General features: G+C 39.1%; 20 protein-coding genes. 2 read left to right on the forward strand and 18 right to left on the reverse strand.

Annotation, left to right across the window (positions count from 1 at the left end; translation table 11 throughout):
• Positions 1 to 236: 236 nt before the first annotated feature.
• Positions 237 to 785, forward strand: a complete 549-nt coding sequence (locus ACYVM0_RS19405; RefSeq protein ID WP_460559734.1) for an REP-associated tyrosine transposase — start codon at positions 237 to 239, stop codon at positions 783 to 785.
• Positions 786 to 870: 85 nt separating this feature from the next.
• On the opposite strand, the gene ACYVM0_RS19410 is transcribed toward ACYVM0_RS19405, so the two are convergent.
• The 17 genes from ACYVM0_RS19410 to ACYVM0_RS19490 all read right to left on the reverse strand — a co-directional run bounded on the left by ACYVM0_RS19410 (position 871) and on the right by ACYVM0_RS19490 (position 19,073).
• Positions 871 to 1,092 carry a hypothetical protein gene (locus ACYVM0_RS19410; protein WP_460559736.1) on the reverse strand — a complete coding sequence of 74 codons (222 nt, stop codon included), beginning with the start codon at positions 1,090 to 1,092 and terminating at the stop codon, positions 871 to 873.
• Positions 1,093 to 1,168: 76 nt separating this feature from the next.
• Positions 1,169 to 1,801: a Crp/Fnr family transcriptional regulator gene (locus ACYVM0_RS19415; RefSeq protein WP_460559737.1), complete on the reverse strand. Its 633-nt coding sequence runs from the start codon at positions 1,799 to 1,801 to the stop codon at positions 1,169 to 1,171.
• 67 nt (positions 1,802 to 1,868) lie between these two features.
• The gene (locus tag ACYVM0_RS19420) at positions 1,869 to 2,054 is read right to left on the reverse strand and encodes a YgaP family membrane protein (protein ID WP_460559739.1); all 186 of its coding nucleotides are present in this window, start codon (positions 2,052 to 2,054) and stop codon (positions 1,869 to 1,871) included.
• A 17-nt stretch (positions 2,055 to 2,071) separates the two neighbouring features.
• Positions 2,072 to 2,380 (reverse strand): hypothetical protein, encoded by a 309-nt coding sequence (locus ACYVM0_RS19425; RefSeq protein WP_460559741.1) that lies wholly within the window; start codon positions 2,378 to 2,380, stop codon positions 2,072 to 2,074.
• A 15-nt stretch (positions 2,381 to 2,395) separates the two neighbouring features.
• A complete protein-coding gene (locus ACYVM0_RS19430; protein ID WP_460559743.1) occupies positions 2,396 to 5,605 on the reverse strand; it encodes an efflux RND transporter permease subunit in 3,210 nt (1,069 codons plus the stop codon).
• A 42-nt stretch (positions 5,606 to 5,647) separates the two neighbouring features.
• The gene (locus ACYVM0_RS19435) at positions 5,648 to 6,742 is read right to left on the reverse strand and encodes an efflux RND transporter periplasmic adaptor subunit (RefSeq protein WP_460559745.1); all 1,095 of its coding nucleotides are present in this window, start codon (positions 6,740 to 6,742) and stop codon (positions 5,648 to 5,650) included.
• Positions 6,743 to 6,754: 12 nt separating this feature from the next.
• Positions 6,755 to 8,086, reverse strand: coding sequence for a TolC family protein (locus ACYVM0_RS19440; protein ID WP_460559747.1), 1,332 nt, complete (start codon positions 8,084 to 8,086; stop codon positions 6,755 to 6,757).
• A gap of 188 nt (positions 8,087 to 8,274) precedes the next feature.
• Complete coding sequence (gene trxA, locus ACYVM0_RS19445; protein ID WP_460559749.1) at positions 8,275 to 8,571, reverse strand: thioredoxin family protein; 297 nt, start codon at positions 8,569 to 8,571, stop codon at positions 8,275 to 8,277.
• Positions 8,572 to 8,593: 22 nt separating this feature from the next.
• Positions 8,594 to 8,839, reverse strand: coding sequence for a hypothetical protein (locus ACYVM0_RS19450; protein WP_460559751.1), 246 nt, complete (start codon positions 8,837 to 8,839; stop codon positions 8,594 to 8,596).
• A 92-nt stretch (positions 8,840 to 8,931) separates the two neighbouring features.
• Complete coding sequence (locus tag ACYVM0_RS19455) at positions 8,932 to 9,414, reverse strand: DsrE/DsrF/DrsH-like family protein (protein WP_460559753.1); 483 nt, start codon at positions 9,412 to 9,414, stop codon at positions 8,932 to 8,934.
• Between the two features lie 18 nt (positions 9,415 to 9,432).
• A complete protein-coding gene (locus ACYVM0_RS19460; RefSeq protein WP_460559755.1) occupies positions 9,433 to 9,741 on the reverse strand; it encodes a TusE/DsrC/DsvC family sulfur relay protein in 309 nt (102 codons plus the stop codon).
• Between the two features lie 10 nt (positions 9,742 to 9,751).
• Positions 9,752 to 11,002, reverse strand: a complete 1,251-nt coding sequence (gene sqr, locus ACYVM0_RS19465; protein ID WP_460559757.1) for a type III sulfide quinone reductase, selenoprotein subtype — start codon at positions 11,000 to 11,002, stop codon at positions 9,752 to 9,754.
• A gap of 225 nt (positions 11,003 to 11,227) precedes the next feature.
• Complete coding sequence (locus tag ACYVM0_RS19470; RefSeq protein WP_460559759.1) at positions 11,228 to 11,665, reverse strand: hypothetical protein; 438 nt, start codon at positions 11,663 to 11,665, stop codon at positions 11,228 to 11,230.
• Between the two features lie 44 nt (positions 11,666 to 11,709).
• Positions 11,710 to 12,777 carry an efflux RND transporter periplasmic adaptor subunit gene (locus ACYVM0_RS19475; protein ID WP_460559761.1) on the reverse strand — a complete coding sequence of 356 codons (1,068 nt, stop codon included), beginning with the start codon at positions 12,775 to 12,777 and terminating at the stop codon, positions 11,710 to 11,712.
• 10 nt (positions 12,778 to 12,787) lie between these two features.
• A complete protein-coding gene (locus ACYVM0_RS19480) occupies positions 12,788 to 16,000 on the reverse strand; it encodes an efflux RND transporter permease subunit (protein ID WP_460559763.1) in 3,213 nt (1,070 codons plus the stop codon).
• Between the two features lie 6 nt (positions 16,001 to 16,006).
• The gene (locus ACYVM0_RS19485) at positions 16,007 to 17,401 is read right to left on the reverse strand and encodes a TolC family protein (protein WP_460559765.1); all 1,395 of its coding nucleotides are present in this window, start codon (positions 17,399 to 17,401) and stop codon (positions 16,007 to 16,009) included.
• A 595-nt stretch (positions 17,402 to 17,996) separates the two neighbouring features.
• Positions 17,997 to 19,073, reverse strand: a complete 1,077-nt coding sequence (locus tag ACYVM0_RS19490) for a glycoside hydrolase family 18 protein (RefSeq protein ID WP_460559767.1) — start codon at positions 19,071 to 19,073, stop codon at positions 17,997 to 17,999.
• Positions 19,074 to 19,179: 106 nt separating this feature from the next.
• Between ACYVM0_RS19490 and ACYVM0_RS19495 the strand changes: the two genes are divergently transcribed.
• Positions 19,180 to 19,962, forward strand: a complete 783-nt coding sequence (locus ACYVM0_RS19495; RefSeq protein WP_460559769.1) for a hypothetical protein — start codon at positions 19,180 to 19,182, stop codon at positions 19,960 to 19,962.
• Between the two features lie 26 nt (positions 19,963 to 19,988).
• Here the strand turns inward: ACYVM0_RS19495 and ACYVM0_RS19500 are convergent, their stop codons facing one another.
• The gene (locus tag ACYVM0_RS19500; protein WP_460559771.1) at positions 19,989 to 20,492 is read right to left on the reverse strand and encodes a hypothetical protein; all 504 of its coding nucleotides are present in this window, start codon (positions 20,490 to 20,492) and stop codon (positions 19,989 to 19,991) included.
• Between the last annotated feature and the right edge of the window lie 240 nt (positions 20,493 to 20,732).

Below are 20,732 nucleotides of genomic sequence, written 5' to 3' on the forward strand. Positions count from 1 at the left end.
AACCACCGCTTTAGTCGGTGTTTTTTTATTTATCCCTACTGGCGCAAGTGTTCTGCCGCAGGCAGTTCACTTGTGTCTATTGATCTTAGCGGTTTGCAACCGCGGCACACACTTCGCCACACAAAAACCTTTTCCTTTTCCAATACTCCCTGCCATTCGCTGTATATAATTAAAACATCTGCCTTGCAACGCCATTTAAAATTAACAGGTCTTAAATATATATTAAAAGTCCTGCTATGTCCGGTAAATATAAAGTTGGCGAAGATGCTATACCTCATTTCATGACATTTTCAGTTGTTGGCTGGATTGATGTATTCAGCAGAGAACAGTATAAAGAAATAATGATTGAAAGTTTACAATATTGTCAGCAACAAAAAGAAATGGTTTTACATGCCTGGATAATAATGACCAACCATGTACATTTGATCATCAGCAGTAACAATAACAAACTGGAAAATATTGTAAGAGACCTTAAGAAATATACCAGTAAGCAAATTATAAAATCTATAAAGGAAAATAATAGTGAGAGTAGAAAAGAATGGATGTTGAATATATTCCGCTATACCGGGCAAGGCAATAGTAATAATAAAGACTATCAATTCTGGAAGCAGGATTATCATCCCGTAGAATTGAACACAACAGAAAAAATACAACAGCGGTTGAATTATTTACATGAGAACCCGGTAAGAAGTGGGTTGGTATGGGAACCCTGGCATTATAAATACAGCAGTGCAATTGATTATTATAGTAATGAACATGGGCTATTAAAAATTGATCACTTGTAATATTTAATTGGAGGTTGGGATATTTTTAAAATTGATGTATCTTTTGTCTTGTGTAAGTTTATGCCGCGGTTGCAAACCGCTAAGATCAATAGACACAAGTGGCCTTCCTTCGGAAGAACACTTGCGCCAGTGGGGTTTTAGCATCCCAATACAATAATTCATATTCCCTTTCAAACTTATCGTACTTTCTATTAATGAGATAATCTTTAAACTCTTCCAAACGAACATAACCTAAAGAAAGATCTATTTTCTCATCTTCTTTTTTATCGTCTTCCTTTTTTGAACGACCGAATAATTTATTGAACATAACAATTGTATTTTGTGGAGCTCCGAATGTAATTATTTATATTTGCAATTTTATAAAAGAGAAAAGGTATTGTAGTTTAATTAAACTCCTTCATCAACTTTATCTCATTCCTATACAACAAAATTTTTCCATCATTTTCCAGTTGCTTCAGTAAACGGGATACCACCACCCGTGATGTAGCTAATTCATCGGCAATAAGATTGTGGGATGTTTTTACCACACTGGAGCCGCTGAGTTTTTGTTTCTCTTTCAGGTAAGCGATCAGGCGTTCATCCAGTTTATGAAAGGCAATACTTTCAATAGATTTTAATAATTCTAAAAAACGTTCGTTAAAACTACGCATGATGTAGTTTTTCCAGGTGGGATATGTACACAACCAGTCATCGAGTTTTGTATGTGGTATGGCTAATAATTCCACATCATCTTCTGCAATGGCTTTTACTTCGCTTTTCTTCGCTTCCACACAACAACTGTAGGCCATCGAGCAACTTTCGTTGCTGGATAAATAATACAGCAATATTTCTTTGCCATGCTCATCCATTCGGTACACTTTAATAGTGCCGTTGATGATCAATGGCATCATACGGATGTATTTGCCATAATCCATGATGATATCGCCTTCCTTAAAATGTTTGATCTCGCCGGACTCGAACATTTCTTTTACGAGAGCCGGTTCAAAAACCGACTCAAAACCACTCAGGTTATTCATTGCTGTAAAAATTAATTACAACATAAAAATACCTAATAGCCCAAACAAATGGCAATTTTTTTAACCGTTACTTTTTTACACCCGCTTTATCCAGTATTATTTCAAGCGGGCAAAATTTAGTAAACGCCGACTGCAGTAAATTAATACCCACAAAAACGCCCAGCCAGATCCAATTGCTATTTACATAATGTACCAGTATAATACTTATCAATACAAAAGCACCGGCAACGGCACGAACAATTCTTTCTCTCATTTTTTTAGTTTTTATTATCAGTAAATAGATTTTTCCACCGGTACTACAAATGCCCTTATGGGGAAATCAGTTGCCTTTGATGCATTGAACTTTTTAATCAACTCTATTGCAAGTGCCGCATTTTCGGCTGTTGTAAAACTGAATAACATGGTGGAATCAAATTTTTCATCGCCGCTTGCAAACCATTCTTCTAAAAGACGGGGCGGCCGGTTGTCTTTAAATCCAACAATATCAGTTGCACTAAAAGCATTGATGGTGGCTGCTTTAAATATTTTCACCACTTCATCCTGGTATTCTTTTAAACAGGTTACTATAAAAAATTTCATACAAAAAGATTTTAATTATTTATCAGGATATTTTTTCCGCATCATTTTATAATACAATAAAGGCACTACCAATAAAGTAAGAAATGTAGACGTGATCGTTCCCCCCATCAGTGAAATGGCAAGCCCCTGGAATATCGGGTCAAATAAAATGATGATGGCACCCAATGCAACCGCACCTGCTGTTAATAGTATCGGCGTTGTTCTTACTGCACCTGCTTCTATGATGGCTTGTTGTAAAGGAATGTTTTCTCTTAAACGGATATTAATAAAGTCGATCAGCAGTACCGAGTTACGGACCATTACTCCGGCAAGTGCAATAAAACCAATCATTGATGTGGCAGTGAAATATGCACCCAGCATCCAGTGGCCCAATATAATGCCTACCAACGATAAAGGAATGGCCGCCAGCATTACCAATGGCACGGTAAAGTTTTGAAACCATCCTACAATTAAAATGTAGATCAATAATATCACCACTCCAAATGCAATACCCAGGTCTCTGAACACCTCAAAAGTGATCTGCCATTCACCATCCCATTTCAAAGTGTAATTATCTTCCAGTTCAGGTTGATGGGTATATTCTTCATTCAGTGAAAATCCCTTTGGAACAGAAATATTTTTAAGGCTGTCGGAAATAGCAGCAATAGCATAAGAAGGGCTTTCTAATTTACCCGACATATCAGCCAGTACATACACTACTTCTTTTTGATTTTTACGGTAGATACTTTTTTGTTTGATCTGCCTGGTTACTGTTACCAGATCTCTTATGGGTATTGCATTACCCTGCATACCAATAATTTTCAGGTCAAGAATATCCTGCATGCCGGCTTTATCAGCATCCGATAATTGCAGTTTAATAACGGTTTGATTGTACGATGCCGGCTGGTAAATATTCCCTGCCACCATTCCGGATAATGCTGCAGTAACTGTTGCGGTTACCTGCGCCGTAGCAACTCCATAACGCATCGCTTTTTCTTTATCCACTTCAATATGATATTCCGGCTGATCATCTTCCACCATCCAGTCTGCATCTACCACATCAGCTGTTTTGCTGAACAAGGTTTTTACCTGTTGTGCAATTTTTATCTGCTCCTTATAATCAGGCCCGTAAATTTCTGCCACCAGGGTTGACAATACCGGCGGGCCCGGCGGCACTTCCACAATTTTTACATTGGCATTGTATTTTTTAGCAATGGCCTGTATTGGTCCACGCATTTGTCTGGCAATATCATGGCTTTGCATACTCCGCTTTCCCTTATCCACTAAATTCACCTGTATATCAGCCACATTTTCTCCCCTGCGCAAATCGTAGTGCCTTACCAAACCATTAAAACTGATGGGTGCAGCGGTACCCACATACAATTGATAATTTTCCACTAATGCCTGGCCGGATACATACGATGCGATATCTTTTGCAACGGCCTGTGTTTTTTCCAGCGTAGTTCCTTCGGGCATATCAATCACCACCTGGAATTCATTCTTATTATCAAACGGCAACATTTTTAACGCCACCGATCTGGTATAAAACAATAGCATCGATCCTAAAAGAATCACCACAATACTTATTATAAATGTCCAGCGTTTCCAACGTGTTTCCAGCATGGGTTTAATAAAGGCACGATAGATCTTATAGATACGGCTTTCTTCCAGTGTAACGGGTTTGCTTTCTTTGTGATTACCCCCTTTCTTTTCTTTTTCCCTTAGAAAAATATAACCTAGGTACGGAGTTAACGTTAACGCAACAATCAGTGATAACATCATGGCAATGGATGCGCCAATCGGCATCGGGCTCATGTAGGGTCCCATCATACCCGATACAAATGCCATAGGCAACACTGCTGCAACAACAGTAAATGTAGCTAATATGGTAGGATTACCGACTTCGTTGATAGCATAGATAGCAGCCTGCAGCGGCGGCAGTTTTTTCATCTTAAAATGCCGGTGCATATTTTCTGCAATGATGATGGAATCATCTACCACAATACCAGTGATAAATACCAGGGCAAACAAGGTTATACGATTGAGTGTATAATCCATAAAATAGTAACTGAACAACGTTAATGCAAACGTAACAGGCACAGATAAGAATACCACCAATCCTCCACGCCAACCCATCGCCAGCATTACAAATAAAGTAACTACTACAATGGAGATGAATAAATGAAATAATAATTCTGCTACTTTATCAGATGCCGTCTGTCCATAATTTCTGCTTATCGTTAATTGTACATCACCGGGCAATAGTTCTTTTTTAAGGTGTTCCACTTTATTAATGATCTGTTCAGCTAATTTCATAGCATCTGCACCTTTCTTTTTTGCAACGCTTAATGTAACCGCAGGATAATTGGATTTAAAAGCATTGGCTTTTGACGTATCTGCTTTACCATAACCAAACAAAACATATTGATGAGAGGTTTCAGGGCCATCTTCTACTTTTGCTACCTGCTTTAAATAAACCGGCTGTTGTTGATTGATGCCAACAACAAGGTTGGCAACATCATCAGCATTGTTGAGAAAATTACCGGTTTCAACAGCAAAGGCCGTGTCTTGCTGCAACAGGTTGCCGCTCTGCATTTGCATATTGCTGCCCTGTATCTGTTTGCTGATCGATAAAAAGTCAATATGATTTTCTGCCATTTTATTTTTATCCAGCAATACTTTTACCTCACGGCTTCTGCCACCTGAAATATTGATGTCTGATACATCGTTTATCTTTTTTATTTCATTGGTCAATGCCTGGCCGATTTGTTTCAATTGATAGTCATCATATTTTTCACTCCATAAAGTCAGCCCCAGTACCGGCACATCATCAATGGCCCTTGTTTTTATTAATGGCATGGTAACGCCCTGCGGCATTTTATCCATGTTCTTCATCAACTCGCTGTACAGTTTTACCAATGAGCGCTCCACATCTTCACCCACTTTAAATTGTACGATCAGCATGGCCTGCCCTTTCATAGAAGTTGAATACACATACTCCACCCCTTTTACATTGGAAATTATTTTTTCCATTGGAGCTGCCAGTTTAGTTTCCACATCTTTGGGTTCGGCACCGGGATAACCAATAAAAATATCCGCCATCGGTACTTTTATCTGCGGTTCTTCTTCTCTCGGAATTAAAAAAGTACTGTAGCCTCCAATGAGTAAAAAGCCGATCATCAACAGTATCGTTAATTTAGATTGTAAAAATCCTTTGGCTATATTTCCTGAAAAACCGTTTTTCATTTATTTGAATTAATGCGTTTGTAATTATTTATTGCTGATCACTTATTTTATTTTTACCGGAACACCATTGTATAATTTTCCTGATGCGGTTAAAATAAAGGCTTCGCTTTTTTCCAGGCCACTCAATACTTCTACTTTATCGCCATAGGTTTTTCCCAGGCGTACCCAGCGTAACAAGGCCGTATTATTAGCCCCAACAGTATACAAACCTGTCAGCTGATCTTTTTGTACAATGCTTGCAAGTGGCACCAACACCATGTTGGATACTGGTTTTACTGCAACAGTATTGGTTACAGGAATAGTAACATTAGCATACATGCCTGCATACAGATCTTTTTTATCTGCATCCGGTATACTTACTTTTACAATATATTGCCCGCCGGTAAACTGCGATGATTGATTGATCTGTGTAACACTGCCCCTGATAGTTTTATCCAGTGCTTTGATGGTAATTATTGCTGCCGCACCCTGCTGAACCTGGCTGATGGTATTTTCAGGAACTGAGGCGCTTACCTGGTAACTGCCGCTTTGCTCAATAGTTAATATCGGCATTCCGGGGTTGGCCATATTACCCTGCTCTGCCAGTTTTTGTGTAACGATACCGCTGAATGGTGCAGTTAAACTGGTATAACCCAGCATGGCATTTACTTCATTACGCATTTGTTTAGCGCCTTCCACCCTTGCTTTTGCAGCATTATACTGCAGCGTAACATTATCCAGTTCTTTTGCGGTAGCGCTTTGTTGTTTGTATAAAATTGTAAAGCGGTCATAATCTTTTTGTGCACTGCCCAAAGCGGCCTGTGCTTCAATTATCATTGCATCGGTTTGTGCTCTCTTCGCTACAATATCCTGGTTGCTGATAGTGGCCAGTAACTGCCCTTTACTTACATGATCGCCCACTTTTACTTTAAGCATGGTAATAAATCCCATTACCCTTGTACTTACATTTACCGATTGTGCTGCTTCAATTTGGCCGCCCAGGTTGATTGCCTGTTGTTCATCTCCTGATGGTTTGGATAGATTTACCTCAACAGCTGCATCTGTATTTACTGTTGTTTGCTTTTTATCAGAAGAGCAGGCACTGAAAACCAATACAGTAATACTGGTTACTAATTGTAAAGTTCTTTTGGTATTCATATTGTAGATAGTTTATTTGTTGGTAGCAGTTAAGAATTGTATGTAAGCTTTTGTGATATTGGTAGTAAACACTGCCTGCGAAAAGGCAAACTTCTGTTGCACCAGTTGCGTACCGGCCGTTAATACATCTGTTGTATTTACCAGGCCCTGCTGGTAGCGGTTTTGTAAAATGATTAATGCTTCGCCGGCTTGTTCTATTGCCTGTTGCTGTTGTTTCATTGCAAATTGTGCATCCGCAAGGTCACGCCAGGCTTTGTTTAATTCCAGCTGGCTTTGCTCTTGCTGCTGCGTTAGTTCTGCTGATAATTTATTTCGTTCTATTGTTTGCGTGGCAATTGCATTTTTAGTGCTGTTGCCTTTAAAAATATTCCATGATAACTGAACACCCGCCATATAAGCATTGGCACCAAAGCCCAGCATACGATTATCGTTTAACTGGTAGCTACCAAATGCATTTAACTTAGGCCAATAGCTCACCTGGTTAGATTTTATTAGCAGGTTGGTTGCTTCTATCGCTTTTTGCATTGCCATAAAATCTGCTCTTGCGGCGTTAATTTTTTCCGCAGCATCTTTAATTGAAATAGAATAAGTATTTGCCGGTTTATACACTATGCCTTCGTTTTGCCCCATTAACAAACTGATATAATCCGAAGCATTACGGATATTATTTTTTGCTTTGGATAAATTGCTTTCTGCAATTGTAATTTGTACCTGTGTATTCAGCAGGTCAGATTTTTGTAATAAGCCTTGTTTAAACCGGTTATCAGTAAAACTGTATACAGCACGGGTGGTTTCTAATGCATCTTCCAGAACTTTCACTGCATCGTATGCCAGTTGTAATTGCAGGAAAGCTTTTTGTACTTCAAAAGTTATATACTCTTTGGTGCGCTGTGTTTTGTACTGGTATAGCTCAGTTTGTTTTGCTGCGGCTTTTCTTTTGTACAACAGGTCCATATTTACCAATGGTTGTTGCACCTGCAATTGCGTGGTAAAATCTGCAGTGCCCGGCGGATGATTCAGAAGGTCCGGATTAAAATCGTTTTGTGTAATTGATTTTTGCTGCAGCTTAAATCCAAATGCATTCAATGGGTTATTGGTGCTCATGGCAGTGTAAGAAAATCCTGCCTGGGGTAAATAAAAAGCATCCGTTTGTTTGTAATTAGCGGCGGCAATGCTTTCATCCAGTTTAGCCAGCGCAACAGTTTTGTTATTGTTTACTGCGGCAGCAATGGCTTCATCAAGGCTTAATAATTTTGTGCTGTCCTGCGCTGTGGCATTTAAAACAAACCCGTTAATAAAAGCAACTGCGGTAATAATTGAAATGATCTTCTTTCTGCGGTTCATCAAATTTTAATTTGACGCAAAACTAATGGCCGCTTAATGCGTGTACGGTAACATTTGTCACTTACAGTAACAGTAGTGTTTTTTATCTCTAAAGCGATACATCGTTGCACAAAAAAAGTACTGCTTAAGATGTTGCCATCAAACAGTACTTCTCCATTACACCAATATAAAACCGGCGCTAATAAATTTTATACAGCAAATTTTTTAATGATACTCACCAAGCCGGATTTAGGTACCACGCCGCTTTGGCGCCACAGTGCTTTGCCATTCTTAAATAAGATCAATGTGGGTACACCTTGCACCTGGTAGGCATTTGCTGCCTGCGGACTTTTATCTACATCAACTTTTATAATAGTTACCGTATCACCAATTTCATTTTTTACTTCCTTTAAAATAGGCGCCATAGTTTTGCAGGGGCCGCACCATTCTGCAAAAAAATCAACCAGTACCGGTTTGTCAGATTGTATCATTTCATTAAATGTCATAGCGTTCTTTTTTGATGACAGATTACTTATCGCAGATCACTTCTTCGTAACCAACTTCTTTTACGGGTTCCTTACTATTTTGTACAGCAGTGTGGCAACCGCCTGCACCACAGCAGCCAATATTAAAAACAGCCATCGCTGTTAATAATAATCCGGCAATGCTGAACAACACATCCTTGACCGCAACAGCCTGGAATATTATGGCAATACCCATGCCCAATCTTATAAATCGTATAAAATTCCAGTGATGTAAAATTGCCTGCTTCATTATTAATGTTTAGATGCTGCAAAATTACAGCTAATGGCAGCCTTACAACGTAACAAAGGTTACAAATAATAACGGTGTTTACAATATGCCGTTTATATGAACAGCATGTGCACACCTTCACCTTCGCTCTGCTTATAAAAATCACCTACAGTAATTACATCTTCCACACCTTCATACAGGTCTTCTTTTTTATAATGAAACATATCCATAGCTAATTTGCAGGCCCACAATCTTACACCAGATGCTGATAAAATATCCAGGAATTCAGGTACATCGGGCATATCCACTTTTTCCATTTCTTTTTTCATCATCGATGTGGCCAGTGCTTCCATGCCAGGCAATCCACCCAACATTGTAGGCATATGCATGGCAGGATTACCTACGGTGGCAATATGCAAATGTTCCAGTTTCTTTTTATGCACAGCTTCCAATCCAAAAAAAGTAAAGAACATTTCGGCTTCAATGCCCTCCATTCTTGCGCCATTGGCTAAAACAAATGCTGCATACACATTTTCCAATGTTCCTTTAGATAAGATGATCATCATCTTTTTGATAGCACCTTTATTCTCATTCATAATTTTAATTTTTAAGCATTAAATACAACTTGCAGGTTTGGGTATGCCAGCAATTTTTGTAGCGGTTTTTAATGGTGCTGTGGGAAAAAGCTGGTAGAACTCCTTAATATCCACCACTCCACTTTTGCCTACACGCCTTATACTAAGTGCCACCTGGTTCTTCTGTTCATCCTGCAAATATTTTAATACCTGCCAGTGCCTTGGAGATAATTGGATATGCGATTCTTCAGCTAAGGCTTCGCCAACTTTTTCGTCCCATTGGTTAAAATCTGTTAAGTAACCTTCTTCGTTTACGGTAATATTTTTACCGGCTATTAATTTTTCCATGATCTTTATTTTAATGTTGAGTAATTGCTTCGTAATGTTTGCCGCTCTCCGACATTTTTGCCGAAACAAAGGGAATATGCGTTCCTTTTAATAATACATTCCAGTATATCCAGCGAAAGGCAAGTTTACCCATGTGGTTCATCCTGCTTTCTTTTAATAATCTTAATGGCCCGATACCTGCAAAAGGAAAACTGCCTTCAACCGGTTCATGCGTATAATTAAAATCTATCAGTAAAGCTTTGCCTCCGCCTGTTTCAATAAAGCAATTCGCATGGCCGTCAAATTCTTCTTTCAGCGATTCGCCTTTTACATAGCGCAAAATATTGTCGGTTAATATTTCTGCTTCAAAATGCGCCACAGATCCGGCTTTGGATGCCGGTATATTACTGGCGTCTCCTAAAACAAAAATGTTGCTGTAATCTTTGGATTGTAATGTGGCTTTGTGAGTGGGCACATAATTTAAATCATCCCCCATGCCGGATCGTGCTATCACATCATCGCCTTTATTGGTGGGTACAGTTACTAATATATCAAACGGAATTTCTCTTCCGCCATAATCCACAATGGTCTTGTTTTCATTATCCACACGTTCAATAGCAAAGTCGCTTTCAATATGAATGCCTTTTTCATCCAGCAAATGTTCCAGCGCTTCGGTGGCTTTGGGTTTTGTAAAGGCGCCGCTCAGGGGTGTTACATAGGTTATCGCTACTTTGTCACGCAGGTGTTTATGTTTAAAAAACGAATCAGCCAAAAATGCAAACTCCAATGGCGCCACCGGGCATTTAATAGGCATTTCAGTAATATGCACTACTAACTTTCCACCCTGCCATTCTCTTAATTTATTTCTTAAAGCAAGTGCTCCTTCAAAACTGTAAAAATCAAATACAGATTTTTGCCATTCAGTACCCTTCATGCCCTGTGTTTCTTCAGGTGCAATTTTAGCACCGGTGGCAATGATCAATATGTCGTAGTCCAATCCTTCGCCATTGCTTAACTGTACCAGGTTTTCTTCAGGCAAAATCCGGTTGATCTTTTGCTTAATCAGTTGTACCTCCTTTGGTATAAACTCCTCAATAGTTTTTACAATATCTTCCGGGGTATAAATATCAAAAGGTAAAAAAAGATACCCGGGTTGATAATGATGTTCTTCACGTTCATCAATAATAGTAATTTGCCATTCGGGTTGTTTCAGGTGATGGTGTAAATGGTTGGCCATCATTGTACCCGCTGTACCGGCACCGAGAATGATAAGATTTTTCATTTGTTTCATTTTAGTGTAATTAATTACACTGTAAAATTCAACATCATGAAAAGAGTTTATAATGACAATGGTAGCAGTATTTGATGAGTGTTGTCATTACAAAATATGATTCCGGGGCATAAACCTGATACAAGGGTTGCTTTGTTACAATTGTTACAGTTCCCCCAAAAAAAACAGGCTAATTTCAACCGCTTTTTCTGCTTTATTTTCTATACAAAATTGCTTTCACGGAAAATTAATTCCAAAGTCTCCTGTAATAGTTCTGTTTACATAGCTATTAAAATTGCTGGCAAGCGATACCTGAAAATTACCTTTTACAGATATTGAATCAATATAGCCTACATGGATAAAACCGCTATTTAGCCTGAAAGAAATAAAATCAGCTCCATCTGTATAAAAAATATTTGCAGCTGAAAGCCCCGGGTAATAACCGGTATCTGTAAGATTTGCTAAGAACAATTTAAATCTTTCATTCTTGTAACCCGTAGCTGTTAATTGAGCAATTTTACTATTCTTGTTCCAGGCACCATCTGTTGTTTCCATAAATGTATAGTCCTCGTCTTCTGTAAATTTTACGTGAACAAAAGAATAAGGTGCTGTCCTGTCTGCTTTTTTACAGGAAACAATACAGGTCAAAACCAGGAATATTGTAATTTTTTTCATGCTCCTTTCAATTACGTTTTCTGTAAATTTTTACATCCCGGCGATTATTGTTCTTTTATTTCATCATTGGCCACAGCAATTACCTGATCACCTTCCTTCAATGCGCCAAAGACCTCCGTTTTACCAGCGGTTGAATTACCGGTACTAACATCAACTTTACTCACCTTTCCATTGTTAACTACCAGAACATATTTTCTTTCCGTGGAAATCACCACTGCAGTTTTGGGTACAAACAAGGCATCTATGTTACCTTTGGAGTAGATCACCACATCAGCAAACATGCCGGGAGCTAATACTGCATCTTTATTCGGTACATCCACTTCCATTCTCTCACTGCGGTATTGTACATTTACATTCATGGACGACCTGTTAATAAAACCTGTAAGTTTTTTACCCTGCAATGCACTTACATAAAAAGATACGGTGTCTTTATTTTTAAGGTGAGCAGCCAGTGCTTCGGGTATATCCACCTGTAAACGCAGGCGATCGGTTTGTTTTAATTCCAGCATGGGTTTTTCCTTTGCGCTCGCACTTACCAGGGCTCCGGGATGTACATTCCTTTCTGTGATGATACCAGGAAATGGTGCTCTAACGTTTAAATAACCCAGTATGGTTTGCTGCATTTGCCAGTTGGCCTTTTCTGCGTTGCACAATGCACTGTCTGCTTCCATTTTTGCTTTTACTGTAGATAGGTCTAACGGAGAAATAGCACCCGCAGTTTTAGAAGCTTCCAATAAACGATTGTACCGCTCTTTATCAATAGTGAAATCTACCCTGGAACGGGCGTATCTTTCCTTGGCCTGTAAAGCAGCTTCAGCAAGTTCAGGTGCTTCCAGTGTCATTAATAAACTGCCTTGCGAAACCTTTGAACCAATATCTACTTGCACAGTTTTTACATAGCCGTTCACTTTTGGAAAAATGCTCACTTCCTGGAAAGCCGCTAACTGGGCAGGCAATTTAATACTGTTGGCTACACCGCCTTTTTCAACCGTTGCCAGATCATATTTTGGTATAGCGTCTTTCTGGGCATCTGTTTTTGTTTCTTTATGCTCAGTAGAAGAACAAGATGCAAAAGTTACTATTGATGCAAGTAGAAAAATATAATATTTCATAACAAAAATTTTAATGGTTTTTATTTTCGGGTAATAATGACACCGGAGTAAATGAGGCTTTTTGCCTTACCCAGCCATATACCAGGGGGACTATAAATAAAGCTGCAAACGTGGAGGCAATTAATCCGCCGATTACCGCACGACCTAACGGTGCTGACTGGTCGCCGGATTCACCAAGGCCGCTGGCCATAGGTATCATTCCGGCAATCATGGCAAGACTGGTCATAAGGATAGGGCGCAAGCGAATACTCGCTGCAACAGTGGCAGCTTTAAAAGCATCTTTGTATTGTAACCGTAATGCTTCAGCATTGGTCACAATCAGGATGGCGTTCGCTACAGATACACCCGTGCTCATAATAATGCCCATGTAGGATTGGAGGTTAAGTGTGGCACCTGTTGCAAGTAGCAATAACATGGCTCCCAGCAATACCGCAGGTACTGTTGAAAGTACTGCAACAGATACCCCAAAGGACTGATAGTTTGCTGCCAGCAATAGAAGTATAACTATAATGGCTACCAGCAAACCTGTTTGCAGTGAATCTAAAGTTTCTGTCAGTAATGACGACATGCCTTTTACTTCTGCCACCAAACCCCTGGGCGGGCTGCCTAAAGAATGGATTGCTTTTTCTACTGCCGTGGTTGCCGTGCCCAGGTCTTTTTTATAAATATTGGCACTAACCGTTAAAAATCTTCTTGGACCGGAACGGTCATATTCTCCGGGCAATGTATCAATGGTCAGTTGTGCGATGTCCGATAAAACGGGCCTTTCTTTTCCTTTAACTAATGAAATGGATTGCAGTTGTTCTATAGAATTCATCAGGTATTCCGGCACCTGCACCTGTACCTGGTAAGTGTAAGCCACTTTCTGATCCAGCCATTGTACTTTTTCTGTAAAACGGCTGGAGGAGGTAGCATCGGTAATGCTCCTGGCTACTTCGTTTAAATTAAGCCCCATTTGTGCCAAACGAAACCGGTCGATATTAATTTTAATAGTGGGAAATTTTAAAGGTTGTGCTATCTGCACATCACGCAGGTAACTGATCTGTTTCAGGCTGTCCACCAACTTTGTTGCATACCCTTTTAACTCATCAAAGTTCTTTCCTGCTATCCTTACTTCAACCGGGGTGGATGCACCCTGTGCCATTATTTTTTCAGTGAGCTCAATGGGTTCAAAAGAAACAGTTAATTGCGGATATGCTGCTTTAATATTTTTTCTTAACTGATCTTTTAATTCATCAAGGTTGGCTTTATAATGTTCATCAAGATTCACCTGCAAAATAGCTTCGTGTGTGCCACTGTTAAAAATGTATAAATTACTGGAGCCATAACTGCTTGGGATTAACCCTACATAAGCCGAACTGATCGCAACATTTCCATCCACCGTTTTATTAATCACATCCAGTACAGCTTTTGTTGCTGCTTCTGTTTGCTCCAGCCTGGTGCCATCAGGTTCTTTTATTCTTACCTGCAACTGTCCGTTATTTGTTTTAGGTAATAAATCTTTTCCTATAATTACAAAACAGATTCCTGCTGCGGCTAATGATAATACCACGTAGGTAATTGTGATAAGTTGCCGTTTAGGCATCCACTTTTCCAGCCTGCCGGCTAAACGCATTTTAATACGTTGGAAAAAATCATTTTCTTCCGGATGTTTTTTATCTTCTGCATTATGTTGATTGATCTCTTTGATTTCATTATCATCCAGCGCCAGCCCCGCATGCGCATGTAATTTTTCGTGATGGTATTGAAACATGCTTTCTTTTAATAGCCAGTTGGCAATAACCGGTACTAAGGTTTGTGCTGCAATAAATGAAACGATCATCGCAAATCCAATGGACAGGGATAATGGAAGGAACATGGCTTTGGGCACACCCGTCATTACAAATGAAGGAGCAAACACCGCCAGTATACAAAAGAGGATCAACAACAATGGAAAAGATATTTCTTCGCAGGCATCTAAAATAGCCTGTCGCTTGCCCTTACCCATTTCCAAATGCTGATGTATGTTTTCAATGGTTACTGTAGCCTGGTCTACCAGCACACCAATCGCTAATGCCAGGCCACTTAATGTCATGATGTTAATTGACTGACGTGCTAAACTCAGGAATAATACACTGCTCAGGATAGCTACCGGGATAGTGATCACCACTACTAAACTGCTTCGCCAGTCTTTTAAAAATAACAACACCATCAAACCTGTAAGTATTGCTCCCAAAATGCCTTCCGTCATCAGGCTCTTTACGGCATTAATTACAAATACCGACTGGTCAAATTCGTAACTGATATTAACATCTTCCGGAAGCAGGCTCTGCATTTCGGGTAATTTCCCTTTTAATGATTGTACCACTGCCCATGTAGAAGCATCGGCCGTTTTTACCACTGGTATATACACAGAACGTTTGCCGTTAATCAAAGCGTAATCAACTGTTACATCTGCTGCATCCGCCACAGTGCCAATATCATGAATAAATACTGCTGCGGATCCATCTGTAGTTATTGGAATGTCCTCAAATTGCTGTACTTTTTCTTCCAGGGAATTTACCGTGGTTACATACATCATACTATCTACCCTAAGGTTACCCGACGGGCTGATGCTGTTGTTTTTTGTGATGGCCTCCACTACCTGGTCAGGCGATAAATTGTATCGCCTTAATTTCTCGGGGTCCACGCTTACCACAACGGACCTTGAATTGGCCCCAAAGGGTGGCGGGGCAGATAAACCTGATACAGTAGAAAACATTGGCCTGACCCTGGTTACCGCCAAATCATAAATTTCTTTTAATGATTTTGTTTTGCTGCTGAACACCAATTGCCCCACAGGAAGCGATGATGCATCAAAGCGTATAACCTGTGGCGGTAGTGCGCCGGGTGGAAAAAATTTAGAGGCCCTGTTTACCTGCAAAGCTACCTGCGCAGATGCTTCAGCCATATCTGTCCCTTCATAAAAGGAGAGTTTGATAAGCGTAAGCCCCTGGATATTTTTACTCTCCATGTTTTTAATACCATTCACATACAGGAACTGATCTTGTAAACGGGTGGCAAAAAAACCTTCCATCTGCTGGGGGCTCATACCACCATATGATTCGATGACATAGATAGTAGGTAAATTTAGTTTTGGAAAAATATCAATAGGAATTGTCCTTACTGCCATAAAAGAAAACAATAACAATCCTGTAAAAAGCACCAATATGGTAATGGGCCTTTTTAATGCTGCACGTACCATAGATAATTATTTTAGTGATTGTATAAATTGACTAAGGTTACCGGTGGAAGCCGCTTTGTCCAGCTGTGCCAGGTACCAGTCGTTAAGTGCGTCTATGTAATCTGCCTGGGATCGATACAATACAAATGATGCATTAGTAAGATCGATCAATGAAATAATCCCGGCTTTATACTGCGCCAGTTTTTGCTGGTAAGTATCTTCTGCAGAATGCAATTGAACTGGTAATTCATACAGGTTGGCCATTATTGTTCGTATGGCATTATCAGCCTGTCGGGTTGCTGAATATAAGGCAAGTTTTTGCTGCTGCAATTCATTTTCGCTTGCCTGCAATTGAAACCGGTTAATAGCAAGTTTATCTTTTTTATAAAGCCCATTAAACAGATTATATGTAAATGCAAGTCCTATAGCATAATTAAAACGCTGATATACCAAACCATCTGCTAACGATTTATATTGATCACTATATTCTATACCTGAGCCTCTCGACCATACACTGCCTGCTAACAAAATTTTAGGCAGGTAACTTTTTTTGATCAGTTGCTGATTGGCAATAAATATGTCTTTCTTTTTACTATAGTAATCAATCAGCGGGTTATTATTTGTATCGGGAATAAAGCTTTCAGCAATCAATTTATTACTAAAACTATTGATGGCTAAAGTGTCAATTGTTAAAACAGCGGGTGGTATACCTGTGAGGTAAGCCAGTTGCTCTTTCAACTGATTTATATTACCCAGGGTTTGATTATAACTGATTTTTGTTTTTGATAATTCAGCTTTTGCCAAAGAAGAATCCGAACCTGCTTTAATGCCACTTAACGTAAGTGCCTGTATAACTGAATAAATATTTTGATACCGTTCTACATTTTGCTGATCTGCCTTAAGGCGATACTGATTTTTGAGAACACTTAAATAAAGCTTTACCACATTGAGGGTTATAAAGTATTGTTCCTTTTTTAAATCTGAAGCTGCCAGCTTAACATATGCATTTGCATTATTTAGCCGGGCTTCGTTTAACCCGAAATTAGCCAACTCATATTCACTGTATAATACGGCTACATTTCCTGTAACAGGTTTTAAAATATTTTCACCTCGTATACTTCCTGATGTTGAGGGTGTCATTCCAAAAGTAAAAAAACTGCCCGCTACAGAATTGGCCGACCCTATATTTAACTGCTCGGCAAATTTAAGTTGCGGAAGAAAAGAATGCCGGGTATCGGTTATAGTTGCCTCTGCAGCCTGTACCAATGCTTTTTTTTGCAGTAATACAGGCAAATAATTTTCAGCGCTATCAATTAATTCAGGTAAAGAATATTTTTTTGTTTGCGCCAATACAAAAGAAGATTGTAATAGTAATACTATACAGTATACATAACATCTCTTTCCTTGAATGAAAGAAACCATAAATAATAATTAGAATGAGAAATGTTGTTAACAAAAATGCTAAGCAACTGCAGGCGGGCCCCTTAATATACCTCTGCAAAGATGAGGCAGGGCTAAAAACGGATCTGCGTAAGCAGAGAAAGAATTAGTTACAAAAAAATAGCCGGGTACTTCAAAATAAACTATTTCTATGTGAGGAGCGCTTTCCGGTTGAAATCGCTTATTTAACCTTATACTGGTCTGTTTATTATTAGGTTTGTTATTGTTGAACTTTACTGCATGCTGGTTAACTTCCTTTGAAGTTGTAAGTTTTGTATAACCACAATCCAATACATTATCATAATTAAAAAATCCCTGGATAAAAAAAAGCGGAATAATTAATAGCAACGCTGAAATTTTAGACACACAAAAAAAAATATTTTGCTTTTTCAGGTGCATGTGCAGGATAGTTTGAGTATTTATTGAGCTGCCAAATATATATTTAAAATGCTCACAATTGTACCGCTCAAATGTAAATGGATTGTTAACCGGCTTTTTAATTGTTTTTTAATGCAGGCAGTACCTTAAAAACCAAATTGTTAACAAAAAAAAACGAGGTGTTCGCTGTTTATTTGTTTCAATTATTTAATCCGATTTTAATGACATCCACCAATCCTTCTGAATATTTATCATCCGATAATTCCCAAAACATTATGCCCCCTAATTTCTTACGTCTTACAAATTTTGTTTTTTCATTGATGGATTGCGGATCATCAAATGTGGCAAATAAATTTTTGCTTTGATTATATTGATAGGGTGCTTTGGCTTTTTTATCCCAGTAACGTGTAAAGCCGGAAGTATCACTGAAGTAGGTATCAAAATTTTTGTAGGATACACCCTGTAAAAAATTACCGCCCTGGTACAAACCATGATTGGTATCAGCAACATTCTGCCAAACCCTTCCGTAAAAAGCGGCGCCAATAATCAATTTAGCAGCAGGTAATTTTTTATTCAGCAACCAGTTTACGCATTTGGTGGTGGATTCCTGGCCCGGCATATAATCGGCCAATGCCGTATGATGGCCGGTTACCTTACTGTATCCACCCACCAGGTCATAGGTCATCAGGTTAATAAAATCTACCAATGGTGTTACGGCATTCCATTCGATAGATTCTTCAAGGTATTGTTCAAAGCCACCGGCAGCAAAACTCAATAAATGATCTGTACCCATTGCAGCACGCAATTCTTTTACCAGCATAGTAAAATTATTTTTATCCTGCGGCAAATATTGATGCCCCGGATAACCTTCAATGGCCGGGTATTCCCAATCCAGGTCAAGCCCGTCAATATCATAATCCTTTAATAGTTGTGCAGCGGTTTGTACAAAAGTGGTGCGGCGGGCAACCGTATCAAAAAGGCCGGAACAAGGTGCACAACCACCCCAGCCACCAACAGATACCATCACTTTTAATTGCGGGTGTTCCTTTTTAAGCGCTACAATTTGCCGTACCGTTTGCTGCTGTGTACTATCACGAAAAGTTAAAGTATCATGTTGCAGTTTTAAAAAACTGTAGATCACATGGGTGATCTTATCCAGCGGATACTGGCGTAAATTTTCGCCATTACCGGTATAATAAGCGATCACTTTATAGTTGGTTTGGCTAAATGCTGTGGCTTGTAAAAACACAAGGCTTACGAGGAGTATTTTTTTCACGGCTTTGAAGATACTACTGATTTTGTAAATAGAAAAAGTAGCCGCCGGGTATATAATTATTTTAACAGCGGTAATATATTTTCATTTTAGATTGTTATTTTGTGGTATGAGAAAATTATATACCGTTATCATTTTACTGCTGTTATATAATCGTACGCTTGCACAGGATAATTATGAAATACAGGTGTATGCTTCTCCCACCCAAGCCAGGGGCAGTACCATTTTTGAATTGCACAGCAATTTTACTTTTAATGGCGAAAAAAATGTTTTGGATAAAGTGCGCCCCAGTTATCATGCTCTCCACGAAACAGTGGAGATCACTCATGGCGTGACAGAGAATTTTGAAATTGGTTTTTATATTTTTACTAATTATACCAATCCCTACGGGTACAGGTATGTAGGCTCACATATACGCCCCCGTGTAAAAGTGCCCGACAGCTGGCACTGGCCCGTTGGTGTAAGTTTATCCACCGAAGTTGGTTTTCAAAGCAGGGAATATTCAGGTGATACCTGGAGTGTGGAAATAAGGCCCATCGTTGATAAGCAGTTTGATAAATTTTATATTGCATTTAATCCCACATTAGGTATTGGATTAAAAGGCAGTGATGATCATACGCCTGCATTTGAACCTAATATAAAAACATCCTACAGTTTTAATAAATTGGCATTGGGTGTGGAGTATTATGGCAGTCTTGGCCAGTTAAATCAAATACCTCCTGTCAGCCAGCAAAGCCATGCGTTGTTTGCTGTTGCTGATCTTACATTTGATCCACGTTGGGAAGTAAATGTTGGCCCCGGTTGGGGCTTGACTAAAGCCACTGATGGTTTTGTATTTAAATTATTAGTAGGCCGTCGTATTACCTGGAAACCTGCCAGGAAGTATACTTAAAGTAATGCAAATCCTGTTTTTACACCTTAGTTTTTAGTCTTAACAAAATCTGTTCTTGCATAAGTTCCGGGAGCTGCATGGTCACCCTCCCTGAACCTGACATCAACGTAATTGATACCAGTTACTTCTGTAAGGTTATATACAAGGCCCGCCAGGTAAGCATCTGCACCACTGGTTCCCATTTGCTGTGTTAAGTAAGTACTATTAGGGATCTTTATAAAAATAGTATCGCCTGATATTTTTTTATAGCTCAACTGTATCTCGGGAGTCTCTTTATTTAATAACGCAATAATTGCCGGCGCAGTAAGCGAATCAGCAGGTATTGGCCTTGTCTTTATCATATCCAGGCCCGGCCCGGTAGCCGACAGTTCTGCTTCCCAGAAATAATGGCTGTCTTTTATTATTGCTGCAGTATCTGCATGAGCAACAGGAGCAATAGTATCGTTATGTGCAGCTTCGTTTTCAGTTTTTTTTGTATTGCAGGAAAACAATATGGCAAACACACTCATTAAAACAATATTTTTTTTCATCGCCTGTATTTAATGTACTGTTATCAGAACCTTGCTAATCATTTCGCACTCTATGTAAAGTTACAATTTTCTTACCTGCTTAAAATGATGTGTATCATTAATCGGTCTGATTAAAAATATTGTTGCTGCCAGTGACAACCATCACCGGCTTAAAGTCTTTATGTCATTGTTTGCCTGTGCCTCGCCTGATAAATTTGGCATGCTGAAATATCGGCTCCATTTTATCAACATAAATATCAA

The organism is Ferruginibacter profundus, assembly GCF_054783275.1.